The following is a 24,607-nucleotide window of genomic DNA, read 5'->3' as shown; positions in this document are numbered from 1 at the left end:
CGGATATGAAGATAGTCGGTATTGATGCCGGAAACACCATGATCAAAGCGGTGCTGTTTGATCTCAGCGGGCGCGTTTTGTCCGTTGCCGAGTGCGCTGGCGAAACGCATCGGCCGCAGGAAGGTTACGCCGAACGGCCGGTCGCGGATATCTGGCATGGCGTTAGCGCTGCCGTGAGCCGCTGTTTGCAACAGGCAGGAACGCCAGCGAGTGATGTGATCGCGGTGGGCGCTGCCGGCCACGGCAACGGCTTGTACGCGCTGGATAAACAGCAGCAGCCGCTGTTTGGTATTCAGTCTATCGATCATCGCGCCAGTGAAACGGTGCAGGCGCTGGAAAGCAGCGGCGCAGACCAGCGCATTTACCAGATTTCACTGCAAAAACCCTGGCCCGCGGCCACGCCGGTTTTGATTAGCTGGATCAAGCAGCATCAGCCCGAACGCTGGGCGCAGATCGGCCATTTACTCTGCGCCAAAGACGTTATCGCCCATTTCCTCAGTGGTGCCATTAGCGCAGATTTTTCGGATGCCGCCGGCGCCGGTTTGATTGATTATCGCCAACGGGGTTACAGCCGTGAACTGCTGGCGCTGTACGGCATCGAAGATGCCCTCGCTCTGTTACCCGCACTGCGTGAATCTTGTGAGGTGGTCGGCCATGTCACCGCACGGGCAGCTCAGCTCACCGGTTTACCTGGCGGCATTCCGGTGGTGGCCGGTATTTTCGATGTGGTGGCCAGCGCGGTGGGTTCGGGCGTGGTTAACAGCGGCGAAGCATCGATTGTGGCAGGCACCTGGAGCATCAATCAGGTGGTGGTGGATAAACCTGATTATCTGCGTCCGGTGTTTATGAACTCGATTATTGAAACGGATCGCTATATGGCGATTGAAGCCAGCGCCACGTCCGCGGCCAATCTGGACTGGTTCCTGCGTGAATTCGACGACGGTCGCAGCGGTCAGGGCGCCGCGCGCAGCAGCGATATCGTGGCCCACGTACAACCGAATGCGCAGCTGCCGCTCTATCATCCTTACCTCTATTCCGGGCGCAAATCGGAACCGGCAAAAGCCGGATTTTACGGTCTTGGCGGCTGGCATACGCGTGCCGATATGCTGTTCGCGCTATTTGAAGGCGTGACCTTTGCGCATCGGGCGCATATCGATCGCTTGCGTGCGGCCGGCATTCCGTTTACCCATGCGATTTTGTCCGGCGGCGCGGCGCGCAGCTGTATCTGGCCGCAGATGTTTGCCGATGTGTTGGGCATTCCTATCCGCGTGGCAGAGTGCAAAGAGACCGGTGCGCTGGGCGCCGCCTTGTGTGCCGGGGTGGGCGTCGGCGCATGGCGTAATCTCGCCGCAGCCGCGCAGCAGGCGGTGCAGATCAATCCTGGCGAACTGCCGCCGCGTGCGGAACGTTTTGCGTTCCATGACTCGCGCTATCGGGTGTTTAAAAAGCTGGAGCTGGCAATGCGCGAGATGTGGCAGGAAGCCAGTTGATTTTACTGGCTAATATGGCCGCTGGCTGCTAATCATGTATGCCTTAACATCATTAGGGTATCCGCATGCAAATCAATCAGCTTCCTTTTGGCATCACCACCTGGGACGACATCGCACCGGAAACGCATCCCGGCGAACAGGGCTTTGCGCTGTGGCGTACCCAGCGCTTCGGCGATATTCGCGTGCGCATGGTCGAGTATTCAGCGGGGTATCTGGCGGATCACTGGTGCAGTAAAGGACATATTTTGCTGTGCCTGCAGGGTGAAATGGTGACCGAGCTGGATGATGGACGCACCTTCACCTTAACCGCTGGCGTTAGTTATCAGGTTGCGGACAATGCGGAAGCACATCGCTCCTCAACGACTCAGGGCGCAACGTTATTTATTGTGGATTAATCGCCGTTTATTTTTACGCGTGGACAAAAAATGACAACCTCTGTGCAGTGCTGTACACTTGAACTATCAAAATGTTCAAATGAACATTGCACAGGAGGTTGTTATGACAACTGCATCCCCTTTCAATCACGGCAATGCCGCGCGCGTCTTTGACCCGACGCTGATCCAGCACGTCCATCAATCCTTTATGGATCAGATGGGCTTGCCACGCAATCCGCTGAAAGCACACCAGCTGATAACCGAGGGCCTGGATGTCGCTATTGTTGAACGCGCTGCCACGGTGCTCAAAGCGACGCCGCTCGACGTTGCCCAAATGGTTTCAATCGATCGCAATACCTATCGTCGTCGCGAGAAAGCCGGTTCGCAGCTCTCCGTCGAGCAAGGCGCGCGGGTTTATCAGGTGTTCGAAATTCTGGATGCTGTACTGCAATTGTTTGCGGGCGACGTTGACGCCGCAATGCACTGGATGTATCAACCTGCACTGGCACTGGATGATGCCTTGCCCATGGATATGCTCAGCACGCCCGCAGGGTGTGATGCGGTGTTAACGCTGATTGGCCGTCTGGAACACGGAGTGATTGTGTAATGACGCAACGGAAGGAACCGGATGCTCCCTACCGACTGTTTTATCGTTTAGTGAAAGAAGAGTACTCCAGCGAGGCGTTTAGCGGCGCTGGCGCAGAAAAATGGGGCGGCCGCTGGAATCCGCCCGGCATTAAAACGGTTTACCTCAGCAGCTCAAAGGCGCTCGCCACGCTCGAACTGGTGGTGCATACGGGCAAAGCCATGCTGGAGAAGAGTCGCTTTGTGATCTTTACCGTGCCGATTCCGGAGAGCGAAATTATGGCGCTGGACAGCAGCAAACTGCCCAGCGACTGGCACAAATATCAGCAGCAGGAAGAGACACAGGCGATTGGCGCGGCATTTCTCAATCTGGAGAGTAAATTGCCTCTGCTGCTGACGGTGCCGAGCATTTTGACCGGTGAAGACAATGCCATTTTGCATCCCGATCATCCCGCCGCTGCAGCCCTTATCGCCCAAGCCACTTCAGTGCCCTTCACGCTTGACCGGCGAATTAAAGCCTAACTACATGCGCACCCTACCTGCTGGTACGGCTTTCGTAGGGTCGCCATTGATGGCGTAATGCCGATCAGTTAAGCGCTGAGCGACTTTCGTTCGCCCTCGGCTGGGGCAGTTTCAGCTATGCCGTGCGGCGACCGAGCAGAGGACGCCTGGCCGCGCCCTCTGCACTCCCGGGCCCTGCGCCAGCCCATCCCGCCGCTACGCGGTGCCTTCACTCAATCGCGATTCCTGACGGACCGGCGGCGATTCGCTCCTGCTCAGCGCCGCCTCTCGCCGCATCCCTGCGGCTCGCCCTGGAATCCCTCACTCACTCAGCGGGCTGGGATGTCGCCTCAACACCCGCGCTGCAGCATCAATGCCTATTCCTGAATCATCATTGCTGTCACGCCTGTAGGGTCACCATTCATGGCGACCAGTCATCGGTTATGACAGATTTATTTCACTTAGCGACACTGGCTGGAACAGTTTTGTACACAAATTTGTGCCAGCGAGCCGCAGCCGCCGTTGTTATCGTTTTTACACTGTGATTGCTGCACATAGCAGTTTTGCTGACACGCTGAAACATCGCACTTGGCGGCGATCGGCGTGAGTTGCACCACCGGTGCTTTGCGCTCCGGCTGCCATTGCGGTTGTGCCAGCACGCTGGTGCTGAACAGCAACGCGAAAACCATGATCCACTTCATGAGTGATTCCTCGCAGAAAGGGTGTAAAGAGTATGGCTGTTGCGCGGCCAATTACCATGCTGAAACATTTGATTCATCATCACGCATAAATTGCCCTTATCCAGTGCATCGTTGCGTGCCATCGTAGTGCAGCATAGCCAGGTTGAATGCTGCTGCTTCAAAATAAAATCAAGTAGATAGCCGCAGTTCGGTCAATCCGCCAATTTGGTACAAAAGTTGCAATCTCTTCTGTATAGCAAAGGAGACGGTTATGAAAGCGATTGTGATTGGCGCAGGCATTGGCGGTATGAGTGCTGCGATTGCGCTAGAAAAGGCGGGATTTACCACGGCGGTGTTTGAAGCGGTGAAAGAGATGAAGCCAGTGGGCGCAGCCATCTCTATCTGGCCAAACGGCGTCAAATGCCTCAACGCGTTAGGTATGAAAGAGCCGCTGCGCGCGCTGGGGGGCAACATGGCGTTTATGGCCTATAACGATGCGCACAGCGGTCATACGCTCACCCGTTTCAGCATGAAGCCATTGGTGCAGCAGGTGGGTGAATATCCCTATCCGGTGGCGCGCGCTGAGTTACAGGCAATGCTAATCGATACCTACGGACGTTCGCGCATCAGCTTCGGCAAGCGCGTAACGCAGGTAGAGCAAACCGAACAAGGTGTCACCGCCTGGTTTGATGATGGCAGCCAGGCCGAGGGCGATTTCCTGATTGCCGCCGATGGTGCGCATTCGGTGATTCGTCACTATGTGCTCGGCGAGCGCGTGGAGCGGCGTTATGCCGGCTACGTGAACTGGAACGGCCTGGTAACCATTGATGAAACCATCGCGCCTGCCGATCAGTGGACCACCTTTGTCGGCGAAGGCAAGCGCGTGTCGCTGATGCCGGTCAGCGATAATCGCTTCTACTTCTTCTTCGATGTCCCGCTAGCCAAAGGCCTGCCGGAAGATCGCGCGACGCTGAAAAACGATCTTAAAGGCTACTTCAGCGGCTGGGCCGAACCGGTGCAGCGCTTAATTGAAAGCCTCAATCCGCAAACCACTAATCGGGTAGAAATTCACGATATCGAACCCTTCAGCCGTTTCGTCAAAGGGCGTGTGGCCTTGCTGGGCGATGCGGCGCACAGCACCACGCCGGATATTGGGCAAGGTGGCTGTGCGGCAATGGAAGATGCGGTGGTGCTGGCGCAGACGCTGGCGTCGCATTCGCTGGGGATTGAGGATGCGTTGCTGCGCTACGAAGCACGGCGCGTGGATCGCACCAAAGATCTGGTCCTTAAGGCGCGCAAGCGCTGCGATGTGACGCATGCGAAAGATGCAGAGGTGACTGCGGCGTGGTACGCGGATTTGAAAAACGAAACCGGCGAGCGCGTGCTGGCCGGGATGATTGATACCATTGAAGGCGGGCCGTTTGGGTGAACCGGGTCGCCATGAATGGCGACCCTACAAAGAATCGTTACGCTTCCTCTAACCCACGGTTTTTCAGCATCGGACCGATCTCCGGCGCTTTGCCGCGCCATGCCAGCCACAGATGCTGCAGGTCGGTGCTGTTGCCGCGTGACAGGATATGCTCGCGGAACTGCTGGCCGTTTTCGCGCGTTAATCCGCCGCGCTCGACAAAGGCTTGATAGCCATCGTCGGCCAGCATCTGCGTCCAGATATAGGCGTAATAACCTGCTGCATAGCCGCCGCCCCAGATGTGACGGAAATAGCTGGAACGATAACGCGGCGGCACTGCGGCCAGTGCAATGTTTTCGGCGGCCAGCGCCTGCAGCTCAAAGTGGCTGACGTCCTGCGGATTATCATCTGTGGTCAGAGAATGCCACTGCAAATCAAGCAGCGCTGCGGCCAGTAGCTCGGTCATGTCGTAGCCTTTGTTGAACTTCGCGGCACGCACCATCTTGTCACGCAATTCGCCAGGCATCGCCTCGCCGCTTTGGTAGTGACGCGCATAGTTAGCAAACACCGCTTCGTTGCTGGCCCAATGTTCATTAATCTGCGACGGGAACTCAACAAAATCGCGCGGCGTGGCGGTGCCGGACAAGCTCGGATAACGCTGCGTGGCAAATAAACCGTGCAGCGCATGACCAAATTCATGGAACAGCGTGATCACCTCATCCCAGCTCAGCAGCGCAGGCTGGCCAGCCTGCGGCTTGGTGTAGTTGCAGACGTTGTAGATCACCGGCTTGGTGCCGAGCAGCGTGCTCTGATCGACAAAATTACTCATCCACGCGCCGCCGCTTTTGTTATCACGCTTGAAGAAATCGGTGTAGAACAGCGCTAGCGGCGTGTCGTCGGCATCGAAGATCTCGTAAACGTTGACGTCCGGATGATACACCGGCAGATCGTGGCGCTGGCTGAAACGGATGCCAAACAACTGGCTGGCGGACCAAAACACGCCCTTCTCCAGCACGTTGTTCAGCTCAAAATAAGGGCGGATTTGGCTCTCATCCAGCGCGTATTTATCTTTGCGTACCTGCTCGGCATAGAAATTCCAGTCCCAGACGCGCAGCGGGAAACTGTGATGCGCTTGCTCAATGGCGCGCTGGATATCAGCGGCTTCGCGTTCGGCGCGTGCTCGCGCGGCAGGCACAATGTTACGCATAAAGGCAAACGCGGCATCCGGCGTTTTCGCCATCTGGTCCTGCATGCTCCACGCGGCATAGGTTTTGAAACCGAGCAGACTCGCCTGCTGGGCACGCAGTTGCGCCATGCGTAACACGATGTCGCGCGTGTCGTTTTCATCGCCCTGCTCACTGCGCGTCAACGCCCGCTGGAACAGCGCTTCACGCGTGGCGCGCACGTGCAGCGATTGCAACGCCGGTTGCTGGGTGGTGTTTTGCAGCGCGATCAACCATTCTCCCGCGAAACCGCGGGCTTCTGCTGCGGCTTTGGCATGCGCCAGCTCTTCATCGCTTAGGCCGGCTAACGCTGCCACATCACTCACTATATAGGCACCGGCTTTGGTGGCGGCCAGCAGCTTGTTGCCGAAACGGGTGCTGAGGCTCGCCAGCTCCTGATTACAGGCGCGCAGCTGGGTTTTATCGGCTTCGCTCAGGCTGGCACCCGCCAGCTGGAAATGTTGCCAGGTGACTTCCACCAGACGCATCGCTTCGGCATCCGGACACTGCGAACCGCGCTGTTGATAAACGCTATCGAGGCGGGCAAACAGCTGGCTGTTGAGGCAAATTTCATCATTCAGCGCGGTGAGCTGTGGCGTAATCTGCTCGTCGATTTCCTGTAAGCGATCGCTGGTATTGGCGGATGTCATCGCACCAAACACCAGATTGACGCGTTTTAATAGCTGACCACTGCGCTCCAGCGCCTCATAGGTGTTGGCAAAGCTTGGCGCATCCGGATTGCTGGCAATCGCCGCCACTTCGCGGCGTTTCTCTGCAATACCTGCTTCCAGCGCAGGCAGAAAATCGTCTTCCTGAATCTGATCAAAGGGTGGCGTTTGATACGGCAAACTGCTGGTGGTGAAAAACGGATTGGCTCGTGAAGTCATTATCGCTCCTGATAATCAGCAACGCCGCACGGCGGCGGCGGGATGTTTCTATCCTGGCAGTTTCCACCTCACTCAACAACTTATCGCCTGCTGCTGATAAACGCTGATGATTTCGCCCGCCACCGCCACGGCAATTTCCGCCGGCAACTTGCCCTTCACATCCGCTAAACCAATCGGGCAGCGCAGGCGCGCAACGGATTCGCTGGCAATGCCTTTGCCCTCTAGCCGATAACGAAAGCGCTGGGCTTTCGTCGCCGAGCCAATCACTCCGGCATAGCGGAAATCGCCGCGGCGCAGAATCGCCTCGCTGAGCGCCAGATCCAGCGGATGATCGTGGGTCATCACCACAAAGTAACTGTCGGGGGCGGCTTCCCGCACACAGTCGATAGGATCGTCGACCTGGCGCACCGTGACGCCAGCCGGTACCGCGCGAAACTGCGCGGCGCGGCTATCAATCCAGGTGATATGGCACGGTAAGGTTGCCAGTAAATTTACCAACGCCTGGCCAACATGACCGGCGCCAAACAGGTGAATTTCTGGCTGATGCTGCATCAGCGGTTCAAACAGCAACGTGGCGTGACCGCCGCAGCACTGGCCGAGACGTGCGGCCAGCGCGAACTCTTCACTGCGCGGTTGCGTGCACCGCTGCTGCAGCATGGCACGCGCTTGCGCAATGCACTGATATTCAAGATGACCACCGCCAATCGTCAGAAACGTATCGCTAGCGCTCACCACCATCTTGCTGCCGCGATCGCGCGGTACCGAGCCACGCTCGCTGAGCACGGTGATAAGCACGCAGCTTTCGCGCTTTTCGCGCAGGCTGTGCAGCACGCTGATCCAGTCATGATAAATCATGCTCTGCTCCTGATAAGCGCTGAATCCCCCAGAACACCCGCTCTGGCGTGGCGGGTGCATCCAGTTGCGGATGGCGGCGATAGTTGTCGACGCTGGCGACGGCATCCTGTAACGCACACCATACGGCAATGCCTAACATAAAGGGCGGCTCGCCAACGGCTTTCGAATGGAACACCGTGTCCTGCGGATTTTTGCGATTCTCCACCAGCGTGACGCGCAAATCGCTCGGCACATCGCTGATCGCCGGGATTTTATAGCTGGCTGGGCCGTCGGTGAGCAGTTTGCCCTTATCATTCCATACCAGCTCTTCGCAGGTGAGCCAGCCCATGCCCTGCACGAAACCGCCCTCCACTTGCCCGATATCGATAGCGGGATTCAGCGAGGCGCCCACATCATGCAGAATATCGGCGCGTAGCAGGCGGTATTCGCCGGTCAAAGTATCGACCAACACTTCACAGCAGGCGGCGCCGTAAGAGAAGTAATAGAACGGTTTGCCGCGTCCGGCAGCACGATCGTAATGGATGCCCGGCACTTTATAGAAGCCGGTGGCAGAGAGCGGCACCTGGTTAAGCCAGGCAAGCTGCGCCACCTGAGCAAAAGTGAAGTGCTTCTCACCGACGCGCACAATGCCGTTGCTAAAGCTCACCGCGCCAGCAGCACATTGATGCTGCTGACACAGCATCTCGGTCATGCGCTCGCGCAGGATTTGCGCGGCATTCTGCGCCGCTTTGCCGTTAAGATCGGCGCCGCTAGAGGCGGCCGTTGGCGAGGTGTTCGGCACTTTGCCGGTATCGGTGGCGGTGACCTGAATCTGGCTGATATCGATTTGCAGCACTTCCGCCACAATCTGCGCCACTTTGGTGTTTAAACCCTGCCCCATTTCGGTGCCGCCATGATTGAGCTGCACCGTGCCATCGGTGTAGATCAAAATCAGCGCGCCCGCCTGATTAAGGAAGCTGGAGGTAAAGGAGATGCCAAATTTCACCGGCGTCAGCGCCAGCCCACGTTTCATAAAACGGTTGCTGGCGTTAAACGCGCTAATTTCACGGCGACGTGCCGCATATTCGCTGCTGGTTTCGAGCTGGGCGGTCATCTCATCCAGCAGATTGTCCTCCACCTGCTGGTGGTAATGGGTGATGTTGCGATCGGTTTTGCCGTAATAGTTGCGTTTGCGCAGCTCAAGCGGGTCCAGTCCCATTTCACGCGCGATGTGATCCATGATCTGCTCAATCGCCACCATGCCCTGCGGGCCGCCGAAGCCGCGATAAGCGGTGTTAGACGCGGTGTGGGTGCGGCAGCGATAGCCAGCGATCAGCGCATCGCCCAGATAATAGGCGTTATCGGCGTGGAACATCGCGCGATCGACAATCGATCCGCTGAGATCGAGCGAATAGCCGCAGTTGCCGGCCAAATCAATTTTCACGCCACAGAAGCGGCCATCTGCCTCAACGCCGACGTCGTAACGCACAAAAAACGGATGGCGTTTGCCGGTAATCTGCATATCGTCGCGCCGCGCCAGACGCATCTTCACCGGTTTACGCAGCTGGCGTGCAGCGATAGCACACAAACAGGCCACACCCGCCGCCTGCGTCTCTTTGCCACCAAAGCCACCGCCCATGCGACGCATATCGATGGTGACTTTATTCATGGTGATGCCCATCACTTCCGCCACCAGTTTTTGCACTTCGGTGGGGTTTTGCGTGGAGGAGAACACCTGCAGGCTGTCATCTTCGCCAGGAATCACCAGCGCCGTCTGGGTTTCCAGATAAAAGTGTTCCTGGCCGCCGATATGAAACTCGCCCTGAATTCGCCGAGGCGCTCGCGCCAGCGCGGCTTCAGCATCACCGCGTTGATGAACATGTGGCTGCTGCACAAAGAAGCGCTGTTCCAGTGCTTCACGCACGTCGAGTACCGCCGGAAGTGCTTCATACTCAATCATCGCTGCTGCGGCGCCGGCACGCGCCGCTTCCGGAGAGTCAGCCGCGACGGCAATCACAATTTGGCCGAAGTATTCGATGGTGTCCTGCGCCAGCAGCGGATCGCCAGGCTCCAGCGGGCCAACATCGTTGAGGCCTGGCACATCGCGCCAGGTCAGTACGCTGACCACCCCCGGCACCGCGTAGCAGGGTTGCACATCGAGTTTGGTGATGCGCGCGTGCGCATGCTCGCTGAGGCGCGGACAGAGATGCAGTAATCCCGGAAGATCGGGCTTATCGTCAATATATAGCGCTTCACCGGAGACGTGCTTGTCGGCACTTTCATGTTTGTTGCTGCGCCCCACGCCAGTTTGCATGCCGGTGGCGAACTGCGTTTTCAGCAGGGTTTCATTCAGTTCCGGGCGGTTATGAGACATAGCGCGACACCTCGGTAATGGTCAGCTCGCCAGACGCTTGCGCGTAGTAGCGGCGCAGCAGATTGCGTGCCACCTGCAGGCGATAATCGGCGCTGGCGCGGAAGTCGCTCAGCGGCTGGAAATCCTCGCTCAGCGCGGCACAGGCTTTTTCAATGCTGGTGAGATTCAGCGGTTGGCCAAGCAATGCTGTTTCCGCTGCCAGCGCGCGTTTCGGTGTTGCTGCCATGCCGCCAAAGGCGATACGCGCTTCCACAATCACCTCATCGTTGATGTGCAGATTGATGGCGGCGAACACGGCGGAAATATCGTCATCCAGGCGTTTCGCTACTTTCCATGCGGTAAAGTTGGGTGACGCCGTCACTTTAGGAATAGTGATACTGTGAATGAACTCACCCGGCTGCATTACCGTTTGACGATATGCGGTAAAGAATTGATCGAGCGGAACTTTTCTCTGCTGTTCACCCTGCTGCAATATCAGTTGCGCGTTCAACGCCAGCAGCATTGGCGCACAATCGCCAATCGGGGATGCATTGCCAATGTTGCCGCCTAACGTGCCCTGATTGCGGATTTGCAGCGAAGCAAAACGCTCCAGCATGCGGCTAAATGCCGGGATCTGCTGCGCCAAAAACTGGTAGCACTGGTGCAAGGAGGCGGCGGCACCGAGATAAATATGGTCTTGATCCTGGTGGCAAATCTTCAGTTCGTTAACCTGCTCCAGCGCAATCAACAGCGGCAAGCGTTGATACTGCTGGGTGATCTGCAGTGTCAGATCGGTGCCGCCCGCCACTAAACGCGCCTCGGGATGCTGCTGATAAAGATCGGCGAGCTGCGCCACGGTTTTCGGCAGATAACAGCGACTACCATCGGCTTCGATGATCTGCACTTCATTGTTGCTGAGCGCCTGTAAACGCTGCACCAGCGAGATGGCGTTGGCGGTGAACGCATCTGTACGTGCGTGTTCACAGGCCTGCTGCGCTGCATCCATGATCGGACGATAACCGGTGCAACGGCAGAGATTGCCCGCTAATGCCTGTTCTGCCTGATGACGATTCCAGCCATCACTGTTTTTTTGCAGGGTGAACAGCGACATCACAAAGCCCGGAGTGCAGTAACCGCACTGCGATCCGTGGCAATCCACCATCGCTTGCTGCACGCTGTGCAGTTCGCTGCCCTGTTTAAGATCTTCCACGGTGATCAGTTGCTTACCCTGCAGGCTGCTGACCAGCGTCAGGCAGCTGTTGACCGCCTGATAGTGCATCTGGCCATCGACGACCTTACCGAGCGTAACGGTGCAGGCACCGCAATCCCCTGAGGCGCAACCCTCTTTGGTGCCGCGTCGCTGCTGCGCACCTCGCAGGTAGTTGAGCACGGTGAGATTCGGATCCAGCGCGTGTTCGGTGACTAAACGATTGTTGAGTAAAAACTGAATCATGCGATTTGCTCCTCACTTTCGCGCTGCCATACCGGCTTGCCGCTCACCCAGGTCTGCGCGATGTTGCGGTCATCGCCCAGCGTCATCAGCACGAACAGGCGCTCCCAGATATCTTTGCTGTTGGCATGGCGCAGCTGCTGCAGCGGCGAGACTGCCGGGTCGAGCACCACGAAATCGGCCTCTTTACCGGGATTAAAGTTGCCGATGACGTCATCCACATCGAGCGCGTGCGCGCCGCCCAGGGTGGCGTGATAGAACGCTTCGCAGGCACTGAGTTTGTACTGCTGTAACTGACCGACTTTGTAGGCTTCGCCGAGCGTTTGCAGCAAATTAAAAGTGGTTCCCGCGCCAACGTCGGTGCCGATGCCCATGCGCACGCCCTGCTGCCAGCAGCGTTTGATATTGAACAAGCCGCTGCCGAGAAACAGGTTTGAGGTCGGGCAGAAAGCAATCGACGAATCGGTGTCGTGCAGGCATTGCCACTCTTTATCTTCCAGATGCAAACAGTGGGCGAATACGCTGCGTTTGCCGGTGAGTTGGTGATGATGATAGACGTCGAGATAACCGTCACGCTCCGGGAACAGGGCTTTTACCCAGGCGATCTCCTGCTGGTTTTCACTCAAGTGCGTGTGCATCCAGACATCCGGAAACTCTTCGCGCAGCTGACGCACTTTTTCCAGCAGCGCCGGCGAGGAGGTGGGCGCAAAGCGCGGCGTGAGCGCATAGCTCAGGCGACCACGTTGATGCCAGCGTTCAATCAGTTCACGCGTGTACTGGTAGCTCTGTTCCGGCGTTTCGGTTAGGTATTCCGGCGCGTTGCGATCCATCATCACTTTGCCGGCAATCAGGCGCATATCCAACTGATGCGCCGCGCTAAATAATGCATCCACCGACTGCTTGTGCACAGTACCAAACACCAGCGCGGTGGTGGTGCCGTTTGATAACAGTTGCTGCAGGAAGAACGCCGACATTTTTGCTGAGTGATCGGGACAGTGATATTGGCTTTCCACCGGGAAGGTGTAGTGATTCAGCCATTCGAGTAACTGCTCGCCGAAGGCACCAATCATCTCAGTTTGCGGGTAATGAATATGGGTATCGATAAAGCCCGGCACAATCAGTTTGCCGCGCAGATCGGTAACCTCTGCCGGATTGACGCGCCCTTCCGCGATCTGCCAGCTTTCGAGGCTGACCACTTTGCCGTCGCGCAGCGTTAATAAGCCATCTTCGAGATAGCGCGCGTTAGCGGCGATGTCGTCCGGCTGCGCGGCCAGAGCGGTGATATCAAAGAAGCTGGCGCGCAGCAGCGTTTCGGATGCGTAAGGCATAACGGTTCCTTGGTGCTTTTTATGTGCAGGTAATTGCTTAAAGATAGTTTGCAAAGCGCATGCCAACGCAAAGAACAAAAAATACTGTTTAAATTCAATATAATAGGTTGATTTGACTGGTTTTTGTGTCAAGCTGGCATAGCAATCGTATGCGCAACCGGTTGCTTATAGTGGCAAACGGTTGCTATTTAACATTGCGGTGATTTTTGTCCCATAGCGCCTGTTTTTAACCCAAGAACGTGCGTCTTTGTGGTGCGCGATTGCACTCTCAACGTGCAGGCAAAATCCTGCAACAGCTTGCATTTGGTTTTCATGAGCATGGGTTCAAGGTTAATGCTAAGGTGTGGCTGATAACCTGAAATCGTTTAAGGAACAGTGAGATGATTATTTTTGTTACTGGCGCAACTGCTGGTTTTGGTCAAAGTATCACCCGCCGCTTCATTGCTACAGGTCACAAAGTGATCGCCAGCGGTCGTCGCGCTGAGCGCTTAAAAGAGTTGAAAGAAGAGCTGGGCGACAATCTGTATACCGTGCAGCTGGACGTGCGCAATCGCGCCGCCATCGACGAAGTGATTGCCGCCCTGCCCGCCGAATGGCGCGATATTGATGTGCTGGTGAACAATGCCGGCCTGGCGCTGGGCGTTGAACCGGCGCATAAAGCTAATATTGAAGATTGGGAAAATATGATCGACACCAACAATAAAGGCTTGGTGTATATGACGCGCGCAGTGCTGCCTGCGATGGTTGAGCGCAACGTGGGGCATATTGTGAATATCGGTTCGATAGCCGGCAGCTGGCCATATTTAGGCGGTAACGTTTATGGCGCGACCAAAGCGTTCGTGCGTCAGTTCAGCCTGAATCTGCGTACCGACCTGCACGGCACCGCGCTGCGCGTAACCGATATTGAGCCAGGTTTAGTTGGCGGCACCGAATTTTCTAACGTGCGCTTTAAAGGCGATGATGGCAAAGCGGAACAGGTATATGAAGGCACCACCGCACTGACGGCCGAAGATGTTACCGAAGCGGTATATTGGGTGACCACACTGCCAAAACACGTCAACATCAATACGCTCGAGATTATGCCCGTAACGCAAACCACCGCAGGTTTGAAGGTGCATAAAGGCTAACAGCAGTTGCACGCTGCGCCATCGAGATACCCGGGGCGACCATCCCGTGAGGCGCTCCGGCGGCTTTCGCCGCTACGACCTCATCGGGATGTTTCCCCTAATATCGTACTTTCATGTTGTCGGTGATTAAACACGGCTCCAGCCTGCAACAATGATCAGCATACCGCTAAAAGCAACCAGCGCGCCGACCCAATCCCACGTACTCAGCTTGACACCATCCACCACACGCAGCCAGATTAGCGCGGTCAACACATACACGCCGCCATACGCCGCATAGACGCGTCCGCTTGCCGCTGGATGCAGCGTCAATAACCAGACGAACAGCGCCAGGCTCGCCGCCGCCGGCACCAGCAGCCAGGCCGTCATGCCCCTCTTCAGCCACAGCCACGGCAGGAAACAACCCACAATTTCCGCGATCGCAGTGATAAAAAACAGCAAGGTGGTTTTCACCAGCATGGTAAATCTCTCACTAAGCTAAACAGAGTGCTCACCGCTGGTGAGCAAAGAAGCAGCGATGATATACTAGCGCCTAAGGTTGTTACAGCCGCGATCCCGGCTGTGCTGGTGTTAACTGAAGGAAATGACAATGAAAAAACTGTTTTCTGCCCTGCTGGCTACCGTGCTGACTTCCAGCGTGTTGCTGGCTGCGCCAATGGCTTCCGCCAAAACCGATCGCCTGATTATTGAAGATGGTAGCAGCGCATCCAGCAATGAAGCCGCTCGCCAAAGTAAAGAGCAATGGAACGATACCAAAAACCTGCGTAACAAAGTAAATACGCGCGTTGAGAAAGAGTTCGACAAAGCCGATAAAGCCTTTGATACCCGCGACTCCTGCGAGAAGAGCTACAACGTCAACGCATACTGGGAACCCAATACGCTGCGCTGCCTCGATCGTCGTACCGGACGTCCGCTGGCGCCATAATCGGTCATCACTGCTATAGTTTTGATAGGAATTCTGACCAACGGAGTGAATGATGAAAAAACGTAATGCAGTTCTGTTGATGGCGATGCTGGCGCTGCCGGTTCTGGCGCAGGCATCTTGTGAAAGTGTTAAAGCGGACATCAGCAAAAAAATTATTAATAACGGCGTTGCCGAATCGGACTTCACGCTGGATATCGTGGCCAATGATCAAGCCGATCAGGTCGGCGGTCAGGTTGTGGGCCATTGTGAGAACGACACACAGAAAATCGTCTACAAGAAAAATGGCCGTGACGGCGACAGCAGCGTACCAGATAGCGCTGGCAGCTCGCAGGATACACCAGCGCAGTAAACCTTCGGGCGGCTCTCAGGCCGCCCTGCTTTACTCCACTTCCGGCCTTTGACGCGGCATCATCCACGCTACCCACAGCGTTAACAGCGCAATCAGCAGTGAAACCACAAACACCCAATGTAAAGAGCTGGCAATTTGCCCGATCCAGTCATGCAGCGTCGCCTCCGGCAGCGACTGGCGGCTCTGGTGCGACATGATTTTTTGCATCGGATCGTCGGCTTGCGGCAGACGCAGCGAGAGGTTGAGATTGAGCACCGCGCCTAATAATGCCGTTCCAATTGCCGAGCCGATCATGCGACTGAACATGATTGAGGCGGTGCAAATACCACGAATATCGTAATGGGCATGGTTCTGTACCGACACCAAAAAGGTGGTGCTGGTCATGCCCATGCCGGTGCCAATCACAAAGGCAGTTAAACCGGCCTGCATGATCGAGCTGTCGCTGCGCAGTAGCAGCAGCAATGCGCTACCAGCGATCAGCAGTAACGCCCCCATTTGCGCAGTGAAGCGGTACGATGTCACCAGCATCAATCGTCCGCTCAGGGTGCTCGCCAGCGGCCAGCCAATCGACATCATCGCCAATGCGCTACCCGCCTGCAGCGGCGTGCCGCCGGTAATCCCCTGAATCCACGTCGGCAAAAAAGCGCTGATGCCCATCATGCTGGCGCCGATAATCAGATTGCCGACGTTGCCGGCGACAATCAGCCGACTGCGCCAAATCTCTAGCGGGAAGAGCGGCGCATCGGCGCGCTGTTCATGATGTTTCAGGCGCCAGGCAGCAACCAGCGCTAACAGCAGGAACGGCAGCAGCCAATAACCCAGCACCTCGGCTTGCAACAGCGCCACCAACAGCGCCGTGACGCAGATCATCAGCCAGCAACTGCCGGTAAGGTTAAGCGTGGTTTGCTGGTTCTGCTCACGTGTCGGCAGAAAACGCGCCAGCAGCAGCATGGCGATGAGGCCAATCGGCACGTTGACCCAGAAAATCACCGACCAGCTAAAGTGCTGCACCAGCCAGGCGCCGCTGAGCGGGCCAATGATCGCCGCGACGCCCCAGACGCTGGAGAGCCAGCCCTGTACGTTCGCGCGTTCGCGCGGCGAGTAGACGTCCGCCACGATGGTTGAGGTAAGCGGCATAATCGCACCTGCGCCCAATCCCTGAAAGGCACGGAACAGGATCAGCCATGTCATGCTGTGGGCAAATCCGCATAGAATGGAGCCTGCCAAAAACAGCGACACGCCGATAAACAGCAGCCGTTTGCGCCCCCACATATCGGCTAAGCGGCCATACAGCGGCACACTAACCGCCTGCGTCAGCAAATAGATGGAAAATACCCAACCGAACTGCGCAAAGCCGCCAAGATCGGCAATGATGGTCGGCATCGCGGTGGCCACGATGGTGACTTCAATCGCCGCCATAAACATCGCTAGCATGCAGCCGATGAGAATCCAGTGACGATGTTCCGTGTTCAATTCTGCAGTTTCAGTCATACGTCTCCCTAATTTCTAACAAGGCTAGCTCAAAATTCACCGCAGCAGTTTCCTCTGTGTGCGCCACTTTGTGACGCCGTCACCTATTTCGATGAAAATTTTTTATTGTCGGATAATGCCTTATTCCACGCGGGTTAAGCACAATTTTTTATCGTTTCTATCTGTCTGATTTTGCCGCAAAAACTGGCGCTTATCGGCAAGCATTGCTATAGCTTTTTACGGTGCTTTCCAGTTATTCGCTGCAAAAGCATCTACTAACAGTCATTTTAACTGCAATTTAAAAGGATGAAGGATTTTCGTAGGTGTGTGTTTCTGCACTGCGCCGTCATCCTGAGAATGACATAACCCGATCGAACGATTTTTTAAATCAGGGAGATACTTGCTATGCAAAATGCATCGCTCGCCCGCCGTGCTGGACTGGCATTGCTCGCAATCATTGCGGTGATAGCCCTGCTGGTGTGGGGGCTGGGCCTGAATACGCTGCGCGATCGCCGAGAGGATTTAATTTATCTCGCGCAGCAGCATCTGTTTTTAGTGTTTTGGTCGATGTTCTTCGCGCTACTGGTCGGTATTCCCAGCGGCATTTTACTCAGCCGTCCTTTCGCCCGTCGCTGGGCAGAATACGTGATGCAAATCTTCAATGTAGGTAACACGCTGCCACCGCTGGCGGTATTGGCGCTGGCCATGGTGATCGTGGGTATTGGCGATCGACCTGCGCTGATTGCCCTGTTCCTCGCCTCGCTGCTGCCGATTGTGCGTAATACTTTTGCCGGTTTAAGTGCGGTTCCGCCGTCGCTGATTGAAGCCGCCAACGGTATAGGTATGACTAAGTTTCAGCGTTTGCGTCAGGTAGAGATTCCCAACGCGTTACCGGTGATTTTAGCCGGTGTACGCATCGCCACCGCGATTAACGTGGGTACTGCGCCCTTAGCCTTCCTGATTGGCGCCAGCAGCTTTGGTGAGCTGATCTTCCCTGGTATCTACCTTAACGATTTCCCAACGCTGATTCTGGGCGCAGTCGCAACGGCGCTAGTTGCCCTGATTCTCGACATGCTGCTTGCGGCATTGGGACGTTATCTCAGCCCGCACTCTGCGGCTTAACACAAGGAGTTTTGTGATGGCCACTGCCAATAAGCTGGCGCGCTGGGTAAAACGTACTGCGCTGGCACTGAGCGCGACGCTGCTAATCAGCCAAAGCGCCGCCGCTGCAACCCCCATTACCATGGCGACCAAAAGTTTTACTGAGCAACACATCCTGTCTGCGATGACGGTGCTGTGGCTGCAGAAGAAAGGTTTTCAGGTGATTCCGAAGACCAATATCGCCACCACCATTGGTCGTAACGCGATGATCAATAAACAGATTGATATGACCTGGGAGTACACCGGGACTTCACTGATCATCTTTAATCACATCAATAAGCCGATGTCGACCGAAGACGCCTATAAGACGGTGAAACAGCTGGACGCCAAACTGGGATTGGTGTGGCTCAATCCGGCCCCGATGAACAACACCTATGCGTTTGCTATGCAGCGTGACCGCGCGGACAAAGAAGGCATCAACACCATGTCGCAGTTGGTGGCGAAGCTGGAAGAGGTGCGCAAGAACGATCCGGACCATAACTGGAAACTCGGTTTGGATCTCGAATTCTCAGGACGCTCCGATGGACTGAAGCCGCTGCAAAAAGCCTACAACATGCCGCTCGACAGACCGCAGATTCGCCAGATGGATCCCGGCCTGGTGTACAACGCGATTCGCGATGGGTTTGTTGATGCCGGCCTGATCTATACCACCGATGGCCGGGTGAAAGGCTTCGAACTCAAGGTATTAGAAGATGATAAGCACTTCTTCCCAAGTTACAACGTCACGCCTGTGGTGCGTCAGGATGTGCTTGAGAGCCATCCAGGGTTAGATAGCGCGCTCAATCAGCTGTCGGCATTGATTAATGACGAAGCCATCACCGAGATGAACAAGCGCGTCGATATCGATCATCAGTCACCGCAACAGGTGGCGCGTGATTTCCTTCAATCTAAAAACATGCTGTAAGGAGGCGCTGTGGATACCTTGAATTACATCATGAATAACTGGCACACCTTGATGACGCTCACCTGGCAACATACGTGGCTGGTTTTGGTGGCGGTCGGTTTCGCGATCATTGTTGGCGTGCCGCTGGGCATTTTGATTGTGCGCTTCAAATGGCTGGCGACGCCGGTATTGGGTATTGCCACCATTGTGTTAACCATTCCGACCATTGCATTGTTCGGCTTGATGATTCCGCTGTTTTCAATGATCGGCCAGGGTATCGGCGCCCTTCCCGCGATTACTGCGGTTTTCCTCTATTCGTTACTGCCGATTGTGCGCAATACCCATACCGCACTGGAGAATTTGTCGCCGGGTCTGCGTGAAGCCGGTCGCGGGATTGGCATGACCTTCTGGCAACGCCTGCGCTGGGTAGAAATTCCGATGGCGCTGCCGGTGATTTTCGGCGGTATTCGTACTGCGGTAGTGATGAACGTAGGTGTAATGGCGATTGCTGCGGTGATTGGTGCCGGCGGCCTGGGCCTGCAGCTACTCGACGGTATCAGCGGCAGCGATGTGCGCATGTTGATTGCTGGTGCTTTTATGATTTGTTTGCTCGCGATTGTGCTTGATTGGCTGCTGCACCGTTTGCAGTCGGCGCTGACTCCTAAGGGGATTCGATAATGATAAAACTGGAAAACCTGACGAAAACCTTTACGCAAAAGAACGGCACGTCATTAAATGCCGTAGATAACGTCAGCCTGGAAGTCCCTGCCGGGGAAATGTGTGTGCTGCTCGGCCCATCGGGCTGTGGCAAAACCACGACGCTGAAGATGATTAACCGTTTAATCCCTTCCTCAAGCGGCAGAATTTTAATCAACGGTGAAGACACCAGCGGACAGGATACCGTGACCCTGCGCCGTAACATTGGCTATGTCATCCAGCAGATTGGTCTGTTTCCGAACATGACTATCGAAGAGAACATCACCGTGGTGCCGCGCATGCTCGGTTGGGATAAAAAGCGCTGCCGCGAACGCGCCACGGAGCTGATGAGCATGGTGGCGCTCGATCCGACCAAGTTCCTGCATCGTTATCCGCGTGAAATGTCCGGTGGGCAACAGCAGCGTATCGGCGTGATTCGCGCGCTGGCCGCTGATCCACCGGTATTGCTGATGGATGAACCTTTCGGTGCGGTCGATCCAATTAACCGTGAAGTGATTCAGAACGAATTCCTTGAGATGCAGCGTCAGCTGAAGAAAACCGTGATGCTGGTAAGCCACGATATCGATGAAGCGCTGAAGCTCGGCGACCGCATTGCGGTGTTTGGTCAGGGTAAAATTGTGCAGTGCGCCAGCCCGGATGAGCTGCTGGCAAAACCCGCCAACGATTTTGTCGGCTCTTTTGTCGGTCAGGACCGTACGCTGAAACGTTTGTTGCTGGTGCAAGCGGGCGATGTTACCGATCAACAACCGACCATCACCGTGCAGCGTAATACGCCATTGCAGGAAGCTTTCGCCACCATGGATGATAACGATATGCGTTCGGTGACGGTGGTGGATGAAGATGGCAAGCCACTGGGTTTTGTGAAGCGTCGCGAAGCGCGTGCCGCAACGGGCCGCTGCGAAGAGATGCTGCATACCTTTAAAGTGACGGGCAAAGCGGAAGAAAACCTGCGCGTAGTGTTATCGAAACTCTATGAGCACAACACAGTGTGGATGCCGATTGTTGATGAGGATGGGCGTTACAGCGGCGAGATATCGCAGGATTATATTGCTGATTATCTGAGCTCTGGACGCACGCGTCGTCGGTTGAATCCGTAAAATTTTGTGCAGTCGCCGAGGGGCATATGGCAGATCGTAAAGTCGCCATAAATCGTCCCTGAGGCTCAGCCCGCGCCTTCCCTGGCGCGGGATGCTTTACTCCTCTGCCATATGCCCCTCGGCTCTTTGACTCGGTGCGTTTAGTTAGGACGATTCCTCCACCGTTTTAACTGCAACCACTTCACCACGTTCAGCTGGCAGAATCACATTAAGCACAATCGCCAGCATCCCACCCGTAGTTACCGCATGACCAAACAGGTTGCTTACCAGTGAGGGAAACTGTTTCAGCACTTCAGGTACCGCTTCTACGCCTAAGCCGATACCGAACGAAACCGCGACAATCAACATCTCGCGACGTCCGAGCGGCGTTTGCGTCATCACGCGAATACCTGCCGCAACTACGCTACCAAACATCACAATAGTTGCTCCGCCAAGCACCGGCGGCGGAATCTGCTGCAGCAAATAACCAATGGTTGGGAACATCCCGAGCAGCAGCAACATCACACCAATCACCATGCCAACATAGCGACTGGCCACGCCGGTCATCTGGATGACGCCGTTATTTTGCGCGAAAGTGGTATTTGGAAAGGCAGAAAAAACCGCAGCGAGTAAGCAACTAATCCCATCGGCAAAAATGCCGCCCTGCATACGGCGCTCAAACTCCTCGCCCTCAATCGGCTGTTGCGACAGCATGCAGTTGGCCGTGAGATCGCCAACCGCTTCAATCACCGCAATCACTGAGACCAGCGCAATGGGCACGAAGATGGTCCAGTCGAAAGCAAAACCAAAACGAAACAGTTCAGGCATCACCAGCCAGGGTGTCTCCGCCATCGGCTTCAGGCTGAGATGTCCGGTTAAGGCTGCCGCGATACAACCCACGGCAATACCCGCAACCACCGCGACAAGGCGCGTCCAGCGATTTTGCGAACGGTTTAACACAATAATCACCAGTAGCGTCAGCGCCCCCAGCGCCAGGTTGCCGGGTGCACCGAAATTGGTGGCGTTATGTCCGCCGGCCCAATCGGTGATGCTGACCTTAATCAGGCTGATACCAATTAAGGTAATCACGGTGCCGGTCACCACCGGCGTCAGCACTTTACGCAACGGCGCAATACAGCGGCTGATCAGCATCGGAATCATGGCCGCGACCAGGTTGCAACCAAAGATCATCGCCATGATCTCTTCGGGCGATCCACCGCGCGCCTTGACCATTAACCCTCCCGATAGAATCACCCCGAGAAAAGCAAAACTGGTGCCCTGCAGGCAGATCATCCCGGCGCCAATCCCCATAAAGCGACGCGCCTGCAGAAATGTCCCCAGACCAGAAACCACCAGCGACATGCTAATCAGGTAAGGAATCCACGCCTGAAGTCCCAGCACGGAACCGATAATCAGCGGTGGCGTAATAATGCCAACGACGCTGGCCAGTACATGCTGCAGTGCGGCACAAAATGCAGGCAATGGACCGATGCGGTCATTCAGCCCATATAACAAACCTTTTTCATCTGATTGCGACATAACGCGGCTCCGGCAAGATATTCATCAGGGGAGCTGATGCATGAATCACGCCATCGCGAAAGAAACAGTGCGCTTTTTATAATAAGAAATTGAAATCATGAGGATTTAACTGAAGAGGAGGAATGGCCGAGCCATGAAACCATGGGTTCAGCCATTGATCATTTGCTGCATTTTGTTTCATCAGGCGGCGGGCTTTGCACTATCGTCGTGCGACAACACCGTATTCAGTAAAGAAATATCCAGGTAGCCGCTCAGTTCGCGCTGTTCGGCGCGTGGAAGATAAGGCAACTCGCCGAGCAGTGGCGCAGCCAATTTTTCGCGTAAAACCGCAATGATTTCAGCGTAATGCGCTAAGCCGGGATTAATACGATTCGCGACCCAACCCACTAATTGCAATCCATCAAGCGCAATGGCATCGGCGGTCAGTAAAGCATGGCTGATGCAACCCTCTTTAATTCCCACCACCAGCACCACCGGCAGATGCTCTTGTTGCACCCATTGCGATAAAGGCTGCCGATTGTTCATTAAACTGCGCCAGCCGCCGGTGCCTTCCACCACCACGCGGGCCGCGCACTCCTGTAACTCCTTCAACCCCTGACTTAGCTTTGCATAATCAACGTGCTGTGACGAGCCGGTGCTAATCGCATCCTCTTCCAGAATGATAGGGTTAACGGCGTGATAAGGCAGAGTGAGACCGGAAGAGTGCTGTAGTAACACTGCATCTTTATTACGTAATCCTTCCGACGTGAGCTGCGCGTTTCTGGCAACAGGCTTGAAACCTGCGGCGCAGACATTCGCTTGGGCAAAGCACTGCAACAACGCGCGTGAAACCACGGTTTTACCCACCGCGGTGTCGGTACCGGTGACAAAAAGCGTTTTCACCTTTCTCCTCCTTCATTAAAGCGATGTGTAACGTGCGAAGGAGGCAGTTTAAGGAAATGTTTTTGATGGCAGATTGCGTTAGCGCAAACTTAAGGCGGGCTGTCTTTATCCCTGCAACAGTTTTACCAATAAATGGCCGCTATAAAGCGCGTCTTTTATCAGTGCAGCGCCGCCGAAGGTGCCAGGATCGCTGAAAGCCGTTGGTGTCAGCTGGATCTCGCTACTGTAAGCCGGCAATGCCTGCTGACGGATGGTACTGCTCACCGCAGGAAACAGGACATCAGCCGCCAGATTGAGCGGCGAACCGATAAGTATTTGTTGAGGATTAAAGATGTTGACCATCATTGCCAGCATGCGGCCAACATGATGCCCGACACCGGCGATGACGTCGCGCGCCAAACGATCGCCCTGCTGCGCAGCGGCACAAAGCGTTTCAATGGTGAGTGGCGCCTGATGCAATAGGCTATCTGGCTGCGATGGCAAACGCTGCGCCGTCAGATTCAACAGACTTCCGGTGCTGGCCACGGTTTCGAGACAGCCATTATTGCCGCAATAACACTGCTGGCCATAAGGATCGATTTGCGTATGCCCGATTTCAACCAGGGTGCGGCCACTTTTATGCAGCAGCTGTCCTCCGCTAATCACACCGGCGCCAACGGTTTCATTGATCACAATCTGAATCACATTCTGTGCACCGCTTGATGCTCCAAACAGCGCTTCGGCTAACGTCCAGGCAGAAATATCATGCTGCACAAAAACCGGTAAACCGGTGCGCTCTGCCAGCGTTTCGCCTAAGGGCATATCCTGCACGTCATAACCTGGCATACGATGCACCACACCGGATGCGGCGTTGATTAATCCCGGTAAGGTAATGGCGATGGCCGTTAAACGCTCCAGCTTGCTTTGGTGGCGAATAAAGAAGTCATTCACTACATCATGCAGCGTTTGCAGCAGCGGTTTTTCAGCGGTGACGTGTAACGGCAAACGATCTTCCTGCAACGCGCGCGTGCTGAGATCGCGCAGCGTCAGCGTAATCTGTCCCGGTTGAATGCGAACGGCGAGATAGTGCCAGGCTAACGTATCGAGAATGAGACCAATCGCTGGACGACCACGGCTGCCCGGCTCCTGAAATTCGGTTTCCTGTACCAGATGGGCATCAAGCATTTCACGCACGATTTTGGTAATACTGGCGGGTGCTAACTGGGCACGTTTAGAAAGCTCAATACGCGAAATCGGGCCGTAAAGGTCAATCAGTCGGTAAACCACACCTGCGTTGGTCTGTTTTATCTGGTCAATATGGCCAGGTTGACTGTACAGATTCACGCCCTGCTCCCATTATTTTCGCGCTTCTAAATAAACAGCAGCTAT

Annotated in this window: 23 protein-coding genes; 12 read left to right on the top strand and 11 right to left on the bottom strand. The window is 55.6% G+C overall.

What is annotated here, in order from left to right; all coding sequences use genetic code 11:
- The first annotated feature begins 5 nt into the window (after positions 1-5).
- The 4 genes from WFL93_RS13485 (at position 6) to WFL93_RS13470 (ending at position 2,971) form a co-directional block, all read left to right on the top strand.
- Positions 6-1,490, top strand: coding sequence for an FGGY-family carbohydrate kinase (locus WFL93_RS13485; protein ID WP_336778340.1), 1,485 nt, complete (start codon positions 6-8; stop codon positions 1,488-1,490).
- Between the two features lie 65 nt (positions 1,491-1,555).
- The gene (locus tag WFL93_RS13480; RefSeq protein WP_049852258.1) at positions 1,556-1,885 is read left to right on the top strand and encodes a DHCW motif cupin fold protein; all 330 of its coding nucleotides are present in this window, start codon (positions 1,556-1,558) and stop codon (positions 1,883-1,885) included.
- Between the two features lie 103 nt (positions 1,886-1,988).
- Positions 1,989-2,471 (top strand): antitoxin Xre/MbcA/ParS toxin-binding domain-containing protein, encoded by a 483-nt coding sequence (locus WFL93_RS13475; protein WP_336778339.1) that lies wholly within the window; start codon positions 1,989-1,991, stop codon positions 2,469-2,471.
- Positions 2,471-2,971, top strand: coding sequence for an RES family NAD+ phosphorylase (locus WFL93_RS13470; RefSeq protein WP_336778338.1), 501 nt, complete (start codon positions 2,471-2,473; stop codon positions 2,969-2,971). Before WFL93_RS13475 ends, WFL93_RS13470 begins: the two co-directional genes overlap by 1 nt.
- Positions 2,972-3,411: 440 nt before the next feature.
- Here the strand turns inward: WFL93_RS13470 and WFL93_RS13465 are convergent, their stop codons facing one another.
- Positions 3,412-3,651 carry a hypothetical protein gene (locus tag WFL93_RS13465; RefSeq protein WP_049852256.1) on the bottom strand — a complete coding sequence of 80 codons (240 nt, stop codon included), beginning with the start codon at positions 3,649-3,651 and terminating at the stop codon, positions 3,412-3,414.
- Positions 3,652-3,901: 250 nt separating this feature from the next.
- On the opposite strand from WFL93_RS13465, the gene hpxO reads away from it, so the two are divergent.
- Positions 3,902-5,059: an FAD-dependent urate hydroxylase HpxO gene (gene hpxO / locus WFL93_RS13460; protein ID WP_049852255.1), complete on the top strand. Its 1,158-nt coding sequence runs from the start codon at positions 3,902-3,904 to the stop codon at positions 5,057-5,059.
- A 37-nt stretch (positions 5,060-5,096) separates the two neighbouring features.
- Here hpxO and dcp read toward each other — a convergent pair whose 3' ends face one another.
- The 5 genes from dcp to guaD form a co-directional block, all read right to left on the bottom strand.
- Entirely contained in the window at positions 5,097-7,148 is a 2,052-nt protein-coding gene (gene dcp / locus WFL93_RS13455; protein WP_180823633.1) for a peptidyl-dipeptidase Dcp, read from the bottom strand.
- A gap of 72 nt (positions 7,149-7,220) precedes the next feature.
- Positions 7,221-8,003 (bottom strand): xanthine dehydrogenase accessory protein XdhC, encoded by a 783-nt coding sequence (gene xdhC / locus WFL93_RS13450; protein ID WP_336778337.1) that lies wholly within the window; start codon positions 8,001-8,003, stop codon positions 7,221-7,223.
- A complete protein-coding gene (xdhB, locus tag WFL93_RS13445) occupies positions 7,990-10,356 on the bottom strand; it encodes a xanthine dehydrogenase molybdopterin binding subunit (RefSeq protein WP_336778336.1) in 2,367 nt (788 codons plus the stop codon). The genes xdhC and xdhB overlap by 14 nt, the downstream gene beginning before the upstream one ends.
- A complete protein-coding gene (xdhA, locus tag WFL93_RS13440; protein WP_336778335.1) occupies positions 10,346-11,788 on the bottom strand; it encodes a xanthine dehydrogenase small subunit in 1,443 nt (480 codons plus the stop codon). Before xdhA ends, xdhB begins: the two co-directional genes overlap by 11 nt.
- Positions 11,785-13,113 carry a guanine deaminase gene (guaD, locus tag WFL93_RS13435; protein WP_336778334.1) on the bottom strand — a complete coding sequence of 443 codons (1,329 nt, stop codon included), beginning with the start codon at positions 13,111-13,113 and terminating at the stop codon, positions 11,785-11,787. Before guaD ends, xdhA begins: the two co-directional genes overlap by 4 nt.
- A gap of 380 nt (positions 13,114-13,493) precedes the next feature.
- Between guaD and ydfG the strand changes: the two genes are divergently transcribed.
- Positions 13,494-14,240, top strand: coding sequence for a bifunctional NADP-dependent 3-hydroxy acid dehydrogenase/3-hydroxypropionate dehydrogenase YdfG (ydfG, locus tag WFL93_RS13430; protein WP_049852249.1), 747 nt, complete (start codon positions 13,494-13,496; stop codon positions 14,238-14,240).
- 126 nt (positions 14,241-14,366) lie between these two features.
- Here ydfG and WFL93_RS13425 read toward each other — a convergent pair whose 3' ends face one another.
- Complete coding sequence (locus WFL93_RS13425) at positions 14,367-14,696, bottom strand: YnfA family protein (RefSeq protein WP_007887879.1); 330 nt, start codon at positions 14,694-14,696, stop codon at positions 14,367-14,369.
- Between the two features lie 130 nt (positions 14,697-14,826).
- Here WFL93_RS13425 and WFL93_RS13420 point away from each other — a divergent pair, with 130 nt between their 5' ends.
- Entirely contained in the window at positions 14,827-15,162 is a 336-nt protein-coding gene (locus WFL93_RS13420; protein ID WP_007887880.1) for a DUF1283 family protein, read from the top strand.
- A gap of 52 nt (positions 15,163-15,214) precedes the next feature.
- The gene (locus tag WFL93_RS13415) at positions 15,215-15,511 is read left to right on the top strand and encodes a DUF1161 domain-containing protein (protein ID WP_007887881.1); all 297 of its coding nucleotides are present in this window, start codon (positions 15,215-15,217) and stop codon (positions 15,509-15,511) included.
- Positions 15,512-15,541: 30 nt separating this feature from the next.
- On the opposite strand, the gene WFL93_RS13410 is transcribed toward WFL93_RS13415, so the two are convergent.
- Positions 15,542-17,002: an MDR family MFS transporter gene (locus WFL93_RS13410; RefSeq protein WP_336778333.1), complete on the bottom strand. Its 1,461-nt coding sequence runs from the start codon at positions 17,000-17,002 to the stop codon at positions 15,542-15,544.
- 384 nt (positions 17,003-17,386) lie between these two features.
- Between WFL93_RS13410 and WFL93_RS13405 the strand changes: the two genes are divergently transcribed.
- Genes WFL93_RS13405 through osmV form a run of 4 tightly spaced genes read left to right on the top strand, consistent with a single transcriptional unit; the run spans position 17,387 to position 20,839 of the window.
- Positions 17,387-18,103, top strand: coding sequence for an ABC transporter permease (locus WFL93_RS13405; RefSeq protein ID WP_007887883.1), 717 nt, complete (start codon positions 17,387-17,389; stop codon positions 18,101-18,103).
- Positions 18,104-18,119: 16 nt separating this feature from the next.
- Entirely contained in the window at positions 18,120-19,046 is a 927-nt protein-coding gene (locus WFL93_RS13400) for a glycine betaine ABC transporter substrate-binding protein (protein WP_007887884.1), read from the top strand.
- A 30-nt stretch (positions 19,047-19,076) separates the two neighbouring features.
- The gene (osmW, locus tag WFL93_RS13395) at positions 19,077-19,703 is read left to right on the top strand and encodes an osmoprotectant ABC transporter permease OsmW (RefSeq protein WP_442955892.1); all 627 of its coding nucleotides are present in this window, start codon (positions 19,077-19,079) and stop codon (positions 19,701-19,703) included.
- Positions 19,703-20,839 (top strand): osmoprotectant ABC transporter ATP-binding protein OsmV, encoded by a 1,137-nt coding sequence (osmV, locus tag WFL93_RS13390; protein ID WP_007887886.1) that lies wholly within the window; start codon positions 19,703-19,705, stop codon positions 20,837-20,839. Before osmW ends, osmV begins: the two co-directional genes overlap by 1 nt.
- A gap of 144 nt (positions 20,840-20,983) precedes the next feature.
- Here osmV and WFL93_RS13385 read toward each other — a convergent pair whose 3' ends face one another.
- From WFL93_RS13385 to mlc, 3 genes are all read right to left on the bottom strand, one after another.
- Positions 20,984-22,357 (bottom strand): nucleobase:cation symporter-2 family protein, encoded by a 1,374-nt coding sequence (locus tag WFL93_RS13385; RefSeq protein WP_007887889.1) that lies wholly within the window; start codon positions 22,355-22,357, stop codon positions 20,984-20,986.
- Between the two features lie 180 nt (positions 22,358-22,537).
- A complete protein-coding gene (gene bioD, locus WFL93_RS13380; RefSeq protein ID WP_336778331.1) occupies positions 22,538-23,239 on the bottom strand; it encodes a dethiobiotin synthase in 702 nt (233 codons plus the stop codon).
- Between the two features lie 105 nt (positions 23,240-23,344).
- A complete protein-coding gene (gene mlc / locus WFL93_RS13375) occupies positions 23,345-24,562 on the bottom strand; it encodes a sugar metabolism global transcriptional regulator Mlc (RefSeq protein WP_336778330.1) in 1,218 nt (405 codons plus the stop codon).
- Positions 24,563-24,607 lie beyond the last annotated feature (45 nt).

Origin of the sequence: Pantoea sp. USHLN256 (assembly GCF_037149875.1) — a bacterium.
Lineage (GTDB): Bacteria > Pseudomonadota > Gammaproteobacteria > Enterobacterales > Enterobacteriaceae > Pantoea > Pantoea nemavictus.
Note: the sequence above shows the minus strand (reverse complement) of the source record. Positions and strands in the feature narration are given on the sequence as shown.